Annotated in this window: 12 protein-coding genes; 11 read left to right on the forward strand and 1 reads right to left on the reverse strand. The window is 59.5% G+C overall.

The window, feature by feature from the left end; genetic code table 11:
• The first annotated feature begins 175 nt into the window (after window positions 1–175).
• From acnA to BZL43_RS21995, 3 genes are all read left to right on the forward strand, one after another.
• The gene (gene acnA / locus BZL43_RS21985; protein WP_095634245.1) at window positions 176–2917 is read left to right on the forward strand and encodes an aconitate hydratase AcnA; all 2742 of its coding nucleotides are present in this window, start codon (window positions 176–178) and stop codon (window positions 2915–2917) included.
• 423 nt (window positions 2918–3340) lie between these two features.
• The gene (locus BZL43_RS21990) at window positions 3341–4132 is read left to right on the forward strand and encodes a CPBP family intramembrane glutamic endopeptidase (protein WP_095634246.1); all 792 of its coding nucleotides are present in this window, start codon (window positions 3341–3343) and stop codon (window positions 4130–4132) included.
• A 104-nt stretch (window positions 4133–4236) separates the two neighbouring features.
• Window positions 4237–5802, forward strand: coding sequence for a PAS domain-containing methyl-accepting chemotaxis protein (locus tag BZL43_RS21995; protein WP_095634247.1), 1566 nt, complete (start codon window positions 4237–4239; stop codon window positions 5800–5802).
• 169 nt (window positions 5803–5971) lie between these two features.
• Here the strand turns inward: BZL43_RS21995 and BZL43_RS22000 are convergent, their stop codons facing one another.
• Window positions 5972–6649, reverse strand: a complete 678-nt coding sequence (locus BZL43_RS22000; RefSeq protein ID WP_095634248.1) for an alpha/beta family hydrolase — start codon at window positions 6647–6649, stop codon at window positions 5972–5974.
• Window positions 6650–6744: 95 nt separating this feature from the next.
• Between BZL43_RS22000 and ccoN (BZL43_RS22005) the strand changes: the two genes are divergently transcribed.
• The 8 genes from ccoN (BZL43_RS22005) (at window position 6745) to ccoP (BZL43_RS22040) (ending at window position 13686) form a co-directional block, all read left to right on the forward strand.
• Window positions 6745–8169, forward strand: coding sequence for a cytochrome-c oxidase, cbb3-type subunit I (ccoN, locus tag BZL43_RS22005; protein ID WP_095634249.1), 1425 nt, complete (start codon window positions 6745–6747; stop codon window positions 8167–8169).
• A 10-nt stretch (window positions 8170–8179) separates the two neighbouring features.
• Window positions 8180–8788, forward strand: a complete 609-nt coding sequence (ccoO, locus tag BZL43_RS22010; protein WP_095634250.1) for a cytochrome-c oxidase, cbb3-type subunit II — start codon at window positions 8180–8182, stop codon at window positions 8786–8788.
• Window positions 8789–8809: 21 nt separating this feature from the next.
• The gene (locus tag BZL43_RS22015) at window positions 8810–9016 is read left to right on the forward strand and encodes a cbb3-type cytochrome c oxidase subunit 3 (protein WP_095634311.1); all 207 of its coding nucleotides are present in this window, start codon (window positions 8810–8812) and stop codon (window positions 9014–9016) included.
• The gene (ccoP, locus tag BZL43_RS22020; RefSeq protein ID WP_095634251.1) at window positions 9013–9969 is read left to right on the forward strand and encodes a cytochrome-c oxidase, cbb3-type subunit III; all 957 of its coding nucleotides are present in this window, start codon (window positions 9013–9015) and stop codon (window positions 9967–9969) included. Before BZL43_RS22015 ends, ccoP (BZL43_RS22020) begins: the two co-directional genes overlap by 4 nt.
• A gap of 495 nt (window positions 9970–10464) precedes the next feature.
• Window positions 10465–11907 (forward strand): cytochrome-c oxidase, cbb3-type subunit I, encoded by a 1443-nt coding sequence (ccoN, locus tag BZL43_RS22025; RefSeq protein ID WP_095634252.1) that lies wholly within the window; start codon window positions 10465–10467, stop codon window positions 11905–11907.
• Window positions 11907–12515 (forward strand): cytochrome-c oxidase, cbb3-type subunit II, encoded by a 609-nt coding sequence (gene ccoO / locus BZL43_RS22030; RefSeq protein WP_009042961.1) that lies wholly within the window; start codon window positions 11907–11909, stop codon window positions 12513–12515. The genes ccoN (BZL43_RS22025) and ccoO (BZL43_RS22030) overlap by 1 nt, the downstream gene beginning before the upstream one ends.
• Before the next feature lie 5 nt (window positions 12516–12520).
• Window positions 12521–12706, forward strand: a complete 186-nt coding sequence (locus BZL43_RS22035; protein WP_003175465.1) for a CcoQ/FixQ family Cbb3-type cytochrome c oxidase assembly chaperone — start codon at window positions 12521–12523, stop codon at window positions 12704–12706.
• The gene (gene ccoP, locus BZL43_RS22040; RefSeq protein WP_095634253.1) at window positions 12703–13686 is read left to right on the forward strand and encodes a cytochrome-c oxidase, cbb3-type subunit III; all 984 of its coding nucleotides are present in this window, start codon (window positions 12703–12705) and stop codon (window positions 13684–13686) included. The genes BZL43_RS22035 and ccoP (BZL43_RS22040) overlap by 4 nt, the downstream gene beginning before the upstream one ends.
• Window positions 13687–13707 lie beyond the last annotated feature (21 nt).

The following is a 13707-nucleotide window of genomic DNA, read 5'->3' on the forward strand; positions in this document are numbered from 1 at the left end:
CCCGACTTGCGTTGAAGCAAAGCCTGTCACGAAAACCGGCGCATGATAGCCGAGATCGGAACCTTGGACTTGTCCTAAGGGTCCAGTAATTAGCCTTAATGTCTAAACGGGGCTAGGTTAAAAGCTCTGCCCGCCCCTCAATCCGTAGCCGTGCGGATTTAAAGGAGTCATTTCAATGCCGTCCCTCGATAGCCTGAAAACCCTTGAAACCTTACAAGTCGACGACAAGACCTATCACTATTTCAGCCTGCCCGAAGCCGCCAAGAGCCTGGGTGATCTGGACAAGCTGCCGATGTCGCTGAAAGTGTTGCTGGAAAACCTGCTGCGCTGGGAGGACGAGAAAACCGTTACCAGCGCCGACCTCAAGGCGATTGCCGCCTGGCTCAAGGAGCGCCGCTCCGATCGCGAAATCCAGTACCGGCCCGCGCGGGTATTGATGCAGGACTTTACCGGCGTTCCCGCCGTGGTCGACCTGGCTGCCATGCGCGCGGCGATGGCCAAGGCCGGTGGCGACCCGCAGCGAATCAATCCGCTGTCGCCGGTGGACCTGGTGATCGACCATTCGGTGATGGTCGATAAGTTCGCCAGCTCAAGCGCCTTCGGACAAAACGTCGACATCGAAATGCAGCGCAACCACGAGCGTTATGCCTTTCTGCGCTGGGGCCAGAGCGCCTTTAACAATTTCAGCGTGGTGCCACCGGGCACCGGCATTTGCCACCAGGTCAACCTCGAGTACCTGGGCCGCACGGTCTGGACCAAGGACGAGGACGGACGCACCTATGCCTTCCCGGACACGTTGGTCGGCACCGACTCCCACACCACCATGATCAACGGTCTGGGCGTGCTCGGCTGGGGCGTGGGCGGGATCGAAGCGGAAGCAGCAATGCTCGGCCAGCCGGTGTCGATGCTGATTCCGGAAGTGATCGGTTTCAAACTCACCGGCAAGCTCAAGGAAGGCATTACCGCCACTGACCTGGTGCTGACCGTCACCCAGATGCTGCGAAAGAAAGGTGTGGTGGGGAAATTCGTCGAGTTCTACGGCGACGGCCTCGCCGACCTGCCGCTCGCCGACCGCGCGACCATCGCCAACATGGCCCCGGAATATGGCGCCACCTGCGGCTTCTTCCCGGTGGATGAAGTGACGCTGGAGTACTTGCGCCTGTCCGGTCGCACACCGGAAACCGTGAAACTGGTGGAGGCGTACAGCAAGATCCAGGGCCTGTGGCGCCTGCCCGGCAAAGAGCCTGCGTTCACCGACAGCCTGGCCCTGGACATGGAAAGCGTCGAGGCCAGCCTCGCCGGGCCGAAACGCCCACAGGACCGCGTTTCGTTGCCGAATGTCGCGCAAGCGTTCACTGACTTTCTTGGCCTGCAATTCAAACCCTCCAGCAAGGAAGAAGGTCGTCTCGAAAGTGAGGGTGGCGGTGGCGTCGCGGTGGGCAACGCCGATCTGGTCGGCGAAACGGACTACGACCATGAAGGCCGCACGTATCGGCTGAAAAACGGCGCGGTGGTGATTGCCGCGATCACCTCCTGCACCAACACCTCCAACCCCAGCGTGATGATGGCGGCCGGGCTGGTGGCAAAGAAAGCCGTGGAGAAAGGCCTGAAACGCAAGCCGTGGGTCAAGAGCTCACTGGCTCCCGGTTCGAAAGTGGTCACCGACTACTACAAGGCAGCAGGCTTGACCCATTACCTTGATGAGCTCGGTTTTGCGCTGGTCGGTTATGGCTGCACCACCTGCATCGGCAACTCCGGGCCGTTACCGGAGCCGATCGAAAAAGCCATTCAGAAAGCCGACCTGACCGTCGCCTCGGTACTCTCGGGCAATCGCAACTTTGAAGGGCGCGTGCATCCGCTGGTAAAAACCAACTGGCTGGCCTCCCCTCCCTTGGTCGTCGCCTATGCATTGGCCGGTACGGTGCGCATTGATATCAGCAGCGAGCCATTGGGTCACGACAAGGACGGCCACCCGGTTTACCTGCGAGACATCTGGCCAAGCACTAAAGAAATCGCCGATGCGGTGACCCAAGTGAATACCGCGATGTTCCACAAGGAGTATGCCGAAGTGTTTGCCGGCGACAAGCAGTGGCAGGCGATCGAAGTACCGCAGGCGGCGACTTATGTCTGGGACAACGATTCGACGTATATCCAGCATCCGCCATTCTTCGATGACATCGGCGGCCCTGCGCCAGTGGTCAAGGACATCGAAGGGGCGAAAGTCCTCGCCTTGCTCGGCGATTCGGTGACCACCGACCACATCTCCCCGGCCGGTAACATCAAGGCTGACAGCCCTGCCGGCCATTACCTGCGCGAGCAAGGGGTGGAGCCGCGGGACTTCAACTCTTACGGCTCGCGTCGCGGCAACCATCAAGTGATGATGCGCGGTACCTTCGCCAATATCCGGATTCGCAACGAGATGCTCGGTGGCGAAGAAGGCGGCAATACGATTTATATTCCGACCGGAGAAAAGCTGCCGATCTACGACGCAGCCATGCGTTATCAGGCCTCAGGCACGCCGCTGGTGGTGATCGCCGGGCAAGAATATGGCACCGGTTCGAGCCGTGACTGGGCGGCCAAGGGCACCAATCTGCTGGGCGTGAAAGCAGTCATCGCCGAGAGCTTCGAGCGAATTCACCGTTCCAACCTGGTGGGCATGGGCGTATTGCCGCTGCAGTTCAAACTGGATCAGAACCGCAAGAGCCTGAACCTCACCGGCAAGGAAACCGTGGACATTCTTGGCCTGACCGGCGTCGAACTGACTCCGCGGATGAACCTGACGCTCGTCGTCACCCGAGAAGACACCAGTAAGGAAAAGATTGAAGTGTTGTGCCGGATCGATACCCTCAACGAGGTGGAGTACTTCAAGGCCGGGGGGATTCTGCATTACGTGTTGCGGCAATTGATTGCCGCGTAACAGCCTGCTGACAAAAACACCGCCTTCGGGCTAATGCCAATCAGTTAAGGACAAATCGGACCTGTAGGAGCCAGGCTTGCCGGCGAAAGCGCACTTAAGGGCGCCTTCGCCGGCAAGCCTGGCTCCTACGAAAAGCGGTTTGCTCGCGTAACTGACTGGCATTGGCCTTCGGGCGGTGTTTTTGTTTATGCGGTGTACGTCTCTATAATCGCCGCGCGCCCATTAGTGTCGTGTCGATCACAGATCGAATGTGCGGGCTGTGGCGAGGGGGCTTGCCCCCGTTTGAGTGCGTAGCGCTCACAAGATCTTTGGCCTATCAGAGATTTGGGGACTGCTTCGCAGCCCAACGGGGGCAAGCCCCCTCGCCACAGGGCTCCCACAGGACTCAGGCAATCCGCAGAATCTCTGAAACAAGGACTTAACATGATCGCACTGCCATGGACCTATCTGGCACTTCTCTGCATGGGCTATGGCCTGGCGTTGATCTATGGTCATCTCGGCTGGCTGGCCTCGATCTCTTTCGCATTGCTGCTGTTCGCCGGTTTCGCCGTTCGCCAGCAACAGATTCTCATTGGCCGCTACCTCGGCCATGGCCTGTTCATCTTCCTGGCGGTAGCGCTGGCCATGCATTGGCTTCCCGGTTTCTTCAACGGTCGCGCGATTGATCCTCAGCGTTTCACCGACGATGCCGTGCCGTTTGCGATGTACCTGAATCAGGACAAACCGCTGATCGGTTTCTGGCTGTTGCTGGTTTGCCCGTGGATTGTCGGCCGGCGCTCGTTACGGCTGTCCGTTTATGCCACCGCCCTCGCCCTGACCGTAAGCGCCGTGCTGGCCTTGGGCGGCGCGTTGTTGCTGGGCGTGATCAGTTGGGCACCAAAGTGGCCGGATCAAGCCTGGTTATGGGTGCTGAACAATCTGTTGCTGGTGACGCTGGTGGAAGAAGCGCTGTTTCGCGGTTACATCCAGGGCGGTCTGTGCCGGCAGTTCAAACACCTGCCCTATGGCGAAAATCTTGCCTTGTTGCTCGCCTCCCTGGTGTTCGGCCTCGTTCATCTGGGCGCTGGCTGGCACTGGGTGTTGCTGTCAGGCCTGGCGGGGATCGGCTATGGCCTGGCCTATCGTTTTGGCGGGTTAGGCGCGGCAATCGCTACCCACTTCGGTTTGAATCTGCTGCATTTCGGGCTGTTCACTTATCCGATGCTCGCTGGCTGACGCAATGGTCATTTTGCGACGCATCACTGATAACTGAAAAAAACACCTCAATAAATACCTGGCGATGCCGACAACCTCTCAAAGCCTTGCGGATTGAAAAAGCCATGCGTAACAACCAGCCCATTACCCAACGCGAACGGACATTCCCGGCTCAGCAACGGTTGATCTCCACCACCGATGCCAAGGGTGTGATCACCTACTGCAACGACGCTTTCGTCGAAATCAGCGGGTTTTCTCGTGAGGAATTGATCCGTGCGCCGCATAACCTGGTCCGTCACCCCGACGTCCCGTCTGCGGTGTTCGCGCATATGTGGGGCACACTGAAACAAGGCTTGCCATGGATGGGCATTGTCAAGAATCGCTGCAAGACCGGTGACCACTATTGGGTTAACGCCTATGTCACACCGGTGTTTGACGGCAATCAGGTGATCGGTTACGAGTCGGTGCGGGTCAAACCCTCCGCCGAACAGATCCGCCGCGCCGAAGCGCTCTATCAACGCATCAACCAGGGTAAGTCAGCCGTTCCTCAAACCGATAAATGGCTGCCGGTGCTTCAGGACTGGCTGCCGTTCATTCTGGTCAGCCAGTTGAGTTTCATGATCGGCGCTACCCTGACGTCCCAATGGGGCTTCGCCCTCGCGGCTGGCCTTTCGGTGCCGCTGGGCTTGATGGGCTTGAGCTGGCAACAGCGCGGTATCAAGCGTTTGCTGCGCCTGGCCGAACAGACCACCTCCGACCCGCTGATCGCGCAGATGTACACCGACAGCCGTGGTGCCCAGGCACGCCTGGAGATGTCGATCCTTAGCCAGGAAGCACGCCTGAAAACTTGCCTGACTCGTCTTCAGGACACCGCCGAACACTTGACCGAGCAAGCGAAACAGTCCGACACCCTGGCCCACAACAGCTCCACCGGCCTGGAACGTCAACGCGTCGAAACCGAGCAAGTGGCAACCGCTGTCAACCAGATGGCGGCCACCACTCAGGAAGTCGCCAGCCATGTGCAGCGCACCGCCGACGCCACCCAGCAAGCCAATCGCCTGACCGGCCGAGGTCGCGACATCGCCGGGGAAACCCGCGAAGCCATTCAGCGCTTGTCGGTGGTGGTCGGTGAAACCGGCCTGACGGTCACGCAACTGGCCAAGGACAGCGACGAAATCGGCGGCGTGGTCGATGTGATCAAAGGCATCGCCGACCAGACCAATCTGCTGGCCTTGAACGCGGCGATTGAAGCCGCGCGTGCCGGCGAGATGGGCCGTGGTTTTGCGGTGGTGGCCGACGAAGTGCGTCAACTGGCGCAACGCACCAGCGAATCCACCGGGCAGATCCACGCCCTGATCGCCAAGCTGCAGCAAACCGCCAGCACCGCGGTGCAAACCATGGAAGCCGGACACCGTCAGGCCGAAGAAGGTGTGGCGCGGGTATTGGAAGCGGATCAGGCGCTGGTGGGCATCAGCGAAGCGGTGGCCAACATCACCGACATGACCACGCAAATCGCTGCCGCCACCGAAGAGCAAAGCGCCGTCGCCGAAGAAATCAGCCGCAACATCAGCAACATCTCGCAACTGGCTGACCAGACCTCGGAACAGGCACAGCACTCGGCGCTGTTGAGCGAAGAACTGACCAAGACCGCGAATACCCAGTACTCGTTGGTGGAGCGGTTTAATCGCTGATTTATGCTGGAAGACAAAAACCCGGACGGTGAAAACTTCCGGGTTTTTTGTTGCCTGGCAGATCGCTCGCGGGCAAGCCTCGCTCCTACAGGTAATCAGTGCCCGAATGTCGACGCAGATGTAGGAGCGAGGCTTGCCCGCGAAGAGGCCCTGACTGCAGGCGAAAATCTCACTGAAGAAACGCAGCCACCTTCCCCGCCGCAGCCGCCAAATGCTGCTCATGCGTAAACCCCGAAGCCTTCAACGGTTTCAAATCATGGTCCGCCACCGCCAGCCAGAACACCTCGATACTCGGCGCCAACGTGTAAGCCTCGACGGCCTCACGATTACCCAGCGCATCCCGCTCACCCTGCACAATCAACGTGCGCGTCTTTAATCCTGCCAGATGCTCGACCCGCGGTTTCTCCGGTTTACCCACCGCATAAAACGGATACCCCAGGCACACCAGCGCATCCGCGCCCAACTCATCGGCCAACAAACTCGCCATTCGTCCGCCCATGGATTTGCCGCCAATGGCCAGGCGCCCAGCGACATGGCGTCGCACCACGGCATACACCTCACGCCAGCATTCCTGCAATTTGGGTGCAGGGTTGGGCGGACGTTTACCGCCATCGATACGCCGCTGCGCCATGTAGGGAAATTCGAAGCGCAATACGTTGATCCCATGCGCGGCAAGGCGCTCAGCCATGTCGCTCATCCAGCCACTGTCCATCGGCGCCCCGGCACCGTGGGCAAAAATCAGCGTTGCCGAGGCTGGCGCCGTGGCGGCATTCCACAACCATCCATAATCACGCACACACTGCGCCCATTGATCCCCGTCAATACTGGCCTTGTGCTCTTTGTCCATGCTTGCCTCGCTTTTAGTCTGCCTATAACTCCAGGCGAAGGGAGCGTTGCCTCGCGCAAACGCCCTCACTTCGGCTGAACCGTGGATGGGGAACCATGAACACTTCTATCAGTACCGCCTACAACTACAAGGTGGTCCGCCAATTCGCCATTATGACGGTGGTGTGGGGCATCGTCGGCATGGGGCTCGGGGTTTTTCTCGCCGCCCAATTGGTCTGGCCTGAACTCAACTTCAACCTGCCGTGGACCAGTTTCGGCCGTTTGCGCCCGCTGCATACCAACGCGGTGATTTTCGCCTTCGGCGGCTGCGCCCTGTTCGCCAGTTCGTTCTACTCGGTACAACGCACCTGCCAGACCCGCCTGTTCGCGCCGAAGATCGCCGCGTTCTGCTTCTGGGGCTGGCAGCTGGTGATTCTCTTGGCGGCCATCAGCCTGCCACTGGGTTACACCAGTTCCAAGGAATACGCCGAACTGGAATGGCCGATCGACATCCTGATCACCATCGTCTGGGTGGCCTATGCCGTCGTGTTCTTCGGCACGATCATGCAGCGCAAGACCAAACACATCTATGTCGGTAACTGGTTCTTCGGTGGCTTCATCATCACCGTGGCGATCCTGCACATCGTCAACAACCTGGAATTGCCGGTGAGTTTCACCAAGTCCTACTCGCTGTACGCCGGTGCGACCGATGCCATGGTGCAGTGGTGGTACGGGCACAACGCCGTAGGCTTTTTCCTCACCGCCGGTTTCCTCGGGATGATGTACTACTTCGTGCCGAAACAAGCCGAGCGTCCGGTGTATTCCTATCGCTTGTCGATCGTGCACTTCTGGGCGCTGATCACCCTGTACATCTGGGCCGGCCCGCACCACTTGCACTACACCGCGCTGCCGGACTGGGCGCAGTCGCTGGGCATGGTGATGTCGCTGATCCTGTTGGCACCGAGCTGGGGCGGGATGATCAACGGCATGATGACGCTGTCGGGCGCCTGGCATAAGTTGCGCAGCGACCCGATCCTGCGCTTCCTCGTGGTGTCGCTGGCGTTCTACGGCATGTCGACCTTCGAAGGGCCGATGATGGCGATCAAAACCGTCAATGCCCTCTCCCACTACACCGACTGGACCATCGGTCACGTGCATGCCGGGGCGCTCGGCTGGGTGGCGATGATTTCCATCGGTGCGCTGTACCACATGCTCCCGAAAATCTTTGGCCGCACACAGATGCACAGCATCGGCCTGATCAACGCGCACTTCTGGCTCGCGACCATCGGCACCGTGCTGTATATCGCCTCGATGTGGGTCAACGGCATCGCCCAGGGCCTGATGTGGCGCGCAGTCAACGAGGACGGCACGCTGACCTACTCCTTCGTCGAAACCCTGGTGGCCAGCCACCCAGGCTTCGTCGTGCGACTGGTGGGCGGTGCGATCTTCCTCAGTGGCATGTTCCTGATGGCTTACAACACCTGGCGCACCGTGCTGGCCTCGCAGCCTGCCGAAGCCGCCGCTGCCGCGCAGATTGCCTGAGGAGTCCGCCATGAAACACGAAACAATCGAGAAAAACGTCGGCCTGCTGATGTTGCTGATGGTGCTCGCCGTGAGCATCGGCGGCCTGACCCAGATCGTCCCCCTGTTTTTTCAGGACGTGACCAATAAACCGGTGGAAGGCATGAAGCCCTACACCGCGCTGCAACTGGAAGGTCGCGACATTTACATCCGCGAAGGCTGCGTCGGTTGCCACTCGCAGATGATCCGCCCGTTCCGCGCCGAAACCGAGCGCTATGGCCACTACTCGGTCGCCGGTGAAAGCGTGTGGGATCACCCGTTCCTCTGGGGCTCCAAGCGCACCGGACCGGATCTGGCGCGCGTCGGCGGTCGTTACTCCGAAGACTGGCACCGCGCCCACTTGTACAACCCGCGCAACGTGGTGCCTGAATCGAAGATGCCGGCCTACCCGTGGCTGGTGGATAACAAGGTCGATAGCAGCCACACCGAAACCAAGATCCGCGCCATGCGCACCCTTGGCGTGCCGTACACCGACGAAGACATCGCAGGCTCGGTCGCCTCGCTCCAGGGCAAAACCGAAATGGACGCGCTGGTCGCCTACCTGCAAGTGCTCGGCACTGCCATCAAGAGCAAGAGGTGAGCCATGGCCATGCCCTTTGAAATAGTGAGCGAAATGAGCAGTGGAATGATCCGCGGCCTGGGCACGGTCGTGGTGTTCATGGCCTTCGTCGGCCTGACGCTGTGGGTGTTCAGCGGCAAGCGCAATCGGGAATTCGCCGAAGCACGCCTGCTGCCGTTCGCCGATGAGCCGCCATCCGCCACCACCAACACTCAAGAACCTGCAACAACAAGGAGTACCCGGCCATGACCACCTTCTGGAGTACGTGGATCTGCGTACTGACCATCGGCAGCCTGATCGGCCTGACCTGGCTGCTGATCGGCACCCGCAAGGGCGAAACCAAGGGCAGCGTCGACCAGACCATGGGCCACAGCTTCGACGGCATCGAGGAGTACGACAACCCGCTGCCGCAGTGGTGGTTCATGCTGTTCGCCGGCACCTTGGTGTTTGCCGTCGGTTATCTGGTGCTTTACCCGGGCCTGGGCAACTGGAAAGGCATCTTGCCCGGTTATGAGGACGGCTGGACCGGTGTCCACGAATGGGAAAAGGAGATGAACAAGGCCGACGCGAAGTTCGGGCCGATCTTCGCCAAATTCGCGGCCATGCCCATCGAAGAAGTAGCCAAGGACCCGCTAGCGCTGAAAATGGGTGGTCGCCTGTTTGCGTCCAATTGCTCGGTGTGCCACGGATCGGATGCCAAGGGCGCCTTCGGCTTCCCGAACCTGGCCGACAGCAACTGGCGCTGGGGCGGTGATGCCGAAATGATCAAAACGACCATCATGGGCGGTCGCATGGCTGCGATGCCGGCCTGGGGAGAAATCCTGGGCGATGCCGGAGTGAAAAACGTCGCCGCTTATGTGCGTCATGAACTGGCCGGTCTGCCCTTGCCGGAAGGCAGCACAGCGGATCTGCACGCCGGACAGCAAGCGTTCAGCACCACTTGCGTAGCCTGTCACGGAGCAAACGGCCAAGGCACTGAAGCCATGGGGGCGCCGAAGCTGACGCAACCGGCCGGATTTATCTACGGCACAAGCCTGGCGCAGCTTGAACAAACCATTCGTCATGGTCGCCAGGGCCATATGCCGGCGCAGAACGAACTGCTCGGCAACGACAAGGTGCAATTGCTCGCCGCTTATGTGTTCAATCTTTCGAGAAATGACGCGCAGTTGGCCGAGAAGTTTCAAGCAACAAGCAATAAGTAGAAGCAAAGCGAAAAAAGCTGCAAGCGACAAGATCCCTCTTGAAGCTTGCAGCTTGAAGCTCCCACTGCTTCCTTTTGTCGCACCCTCCCTTGGTCTTCCTTCCCGTTCGCCGGATTCAGGTCTAAGCTTTCCAGCGACGCGTACTGGTTAGCGCCGGTTCCAGGTCGATCCCAACCCGATATGTTCAACGAATTTGCTCGATGACAGGCCGCAAAGGCTGGTAGACACCGGCTAGCGTTCCCGTTGCGCGCTGTCACCCGATCGTGGTGTTTGAACATACCCGGTTACAACTGACCTGACCCCCTCGCCTCTTTCATCCGTTGCGACATTTTGCCCGAGGGCAATTTTGTCCTTACGCAGCGTATGGAAAGGCCGCAGAATCAGCTTTTGAAAGCATTGACCTACGTCATGGCGCGTTGCAATGACCCCTCGCTTTCTACATACTTGCGGCCGATTTTTACTCCTAATAAAACACCCAAACCGTGGAACCTTAGAATGAGCACAGCAATCAGTCCGACTGCTTATAACTATAAGGTAGTCCGCCAGTTCGCCATCATGACGGTGGTCTGGGGGATCCTTGGCATGGGGCTCGGTGTCTTCATCGCCTCGCAACTGGTCTGGCCGGAGTTGAACTTCGGTCTGGCATGGACGAGCTTTGGACGCCTGCGCCCGCTGCACACCAACCTGGTGATTTTCGCCTTCGGTGGTTGTGCCCTGTTTGCCACTTCCTATTACGTCGTGCAGCGAACCTGCCAAACGCGACTGATTTCCGACAGCCTCGCAGCCTTCACCTTCTGGGGTTGGCAAGCGGTGATCGTCGGCGCGATCATTACCTTGCCGATGGGTTTCACTACCACCAAGGAATACGCGGAACTGGAATGGCCTCTGGCTATTCTGCTGGCCATTGTCTGGGTCACCTACGCTTTGGTGTTCTTCGGCACCATCGTCAAGCGCAAGACCAAGCACATCTACGTCGGTAACTGGTTCTACGGTGCCTTCATCGTCGTGACCGCGATGCTGCACATCGTCAACCACGCCTCCCTGCCGGTCAGTTTCTTCAAATCCTACTCGGCTTACTCGGGTGCGACTGATGCGATGATCCAGTGGTGGTACGGCCACAACGCGGTCGGTTTCTTCCTGACCACCGGCTTCCTGGGGATGATGTACTACTTCGTTCCCAAGCAGGCCGAGCGTCCGATCTACTCCTATCGTCTGTCGATCGTGCACTTCTGGGCGCTGATTACCCTGTACATCTGGGCCGGTCCGCACCACCTGCACTACACCGCACTGCCGGACTGGGCTCAATCCCTGGGCATGGCCATGTCGATCATTTTGCTGGCACCTAGCTGGGGCGGCATGATCAACGGCATGATGACCCTGTCGGGCGCCTGGCATAAGCTGCGCACCGACCCGATCCTGCGCTTCCTCGTGGTATCGCTGGCGTTCTACGGCATGTCGACCTTCGAAGGCCCGATGATGGCCATCAAGACCGTCAACTCGCTGTCGCACTACACCGACTGGACCATCGGCCACGTACACGCCGGCGCGCTTGGCTGGGTAGCGATGATTTCGATCGGCGCGATCTACCACATGATCCCGAAACTGTTCGGTCGCACGCAGATGCACAGCGTTGGCCTGATCAACACGCACTTCTGGCTCGCGACCATCGGTACCGTTCTGTACATCGCCTCGATGTGGGTAAACGGCATCACCCAGGGCCTGATGTGGCGTGCAATCAACGACGACGGCACCCTCACCTACTCGTTCGTCGAAGCGCTGCAAGCCAGTCACCCTGGTTTCATCGTCCGCGCCCTGGGCGGTGCGTTCTTCGCCAGCGGCATGCTGTTCATGGCCTACAACGTATGGCGTACCGTACGTGCCTCGAACCCGGCTGAAGCCAAAGCTGCTGAACAGATTGCTGTAGTTGGAGCTCACTGATGAAGCATGAAGCAGTCGAGAAGAATATTGGCCTGCTGGCCTTCTTCATGGTTATCGCCGTCAGCATTGGCGGCCTGACCCAAATCGTTCCGCTGTTTTTCCAGGACGTCACCAACAAGCCGGTCGAGGGCATGAAGCCTCGCACTGCCCTTGAACTGGAAGGCCGCGACGTGTACATCGCCAACGGTTGTGTCGGCTGCCACTCGCAGATGATCCGCCCGTTCCGTGCTGAAACCGAACGTTACGGCCACTACTCGGTCGCCGGTGAAAGCGTTTGGGACCACCCGTTCCTGTGGGGTTCCAAGCGTACCGGTCCGGACCTGGCCCGTGTCGGCGGTCGTTATTCCGATGACTGGCAGCGTGCGCACTTGTACAACCCGCGCAACGTGGTGCCTGAGTCGAAAATGCCGGCCTACCCGTTCCTCGTGGAAAACAAGCTCGACGGCAAAGACACCGCCAAGAAAATGGAAGTCTTGCGCACGCTCGGCGTCCCTTACACCGACGAAGACATCGCCGGTGCCAAGGATGCCGTGAAGGGCAAAACCGAAATGGACGCGCTGGTGGCCTATCTGCAAGGCCTGGGCACCATCATCAAAAGCAAACGGTGATTTAGATGGATATCGGGATGATTCGTGGCCTGGGCACCGTTGTTGTGATGGTGGCCTTCATCGGTCTGGCGCTATGGGTGTTCAGCCCCAAGCGCAAGTCGGAGTTTGAAGACGCGACCTTGCTGCCTTTCGCGGATGATCCCGAAGCCATCAAGCACGTCGAGCAAGCTTCTAGGAGTAACAAAGAATGACTACGTTCTGGAGTCTGTACGTCACAGTCCTCAGTCTCGGCACCATTTTCGCCCTGACCTGGCTGCTGCTGTCCACCCGCAAGGGCCAGCGCAGCGAATCCACCGATGAAACGGTCGGCCACTCCTTCGACGGGATCGAGGAGTATGACAACCCCCTGCCGAAATGGTGGTTCATGCTGTTCGTGGGCACCATCATCTTCGCCCTCGGTTACTTGGTGCTGTACCCGGGCCTGGGGAACTGGAAAGGCCTGTTGCCGGGTTACAACTACCTCGATAACGAGAAGCAGACCCCGTTCGCCAACGGCCAGACTGGCTGGACCGGCGTTCACGAATGGGAAAAGGAAATGCTCAGGTCGGACGCCAAGTTCGGTCCGATCTTCGCCAAGTTCGCTTCCATGCCGATCGAAGAAGTCGCCCAGGATCCGCAAGCCCTGAAGATGGGCGGCCGCCTGTTCGCCTCCAACTGCTCGGTTTGCCACGGTTCCGACGCCAAAGGTGCCTATGGCTTCCCTAACCTGACCGACACTGACTGGCGTTGGGGCGGTGAAGCGGAAACCATCAAGACCAGCATCATGGGCGGTCGTCACGCCGTGATGCCGGCCTGGGCTGAAGTGATCGGCGAGCAAGGCGTTGCCGACGTTGCCGCGTTCGTGCTGACCAACCTCGATGGCCGCAAGCTGCCGGAAGGCGCCAAGGCCGACCCGGTTGCCGGGCAGAAGCTGTTCGCCGCCAACTGCGTGGCATGCCACGGTCCTGCCGGCAAAGGTACGCCAGCCATGGGCGCCCCTGACCTGACGCACCCGAGCGGCTTCATCTACGGTTCGAGCTTCGCTCAACTGCAGCAGACCATCCGTTACGGTCGCCAGGGCCAGATGCCTGCGCAGGAACAGCTGCAAGGCAACGACAAGGTTCACCTGCTGGCCGCTTACGTCTACAGCCTTTCCCAAGGCGAGAAAACCGCAGCCGCGAAGACCAAATAAGGTAAACGCGTGATGCAAAAA

Source organism: Pseudomonas sp. PICF141 (assembly GCF_002286815.1).
Lineage (GTDB): Bacteria > Pseudomonadota > Gammaproteobacteria > Pseudomonadales > Pseudomonadaceae > Aquipseudomonas.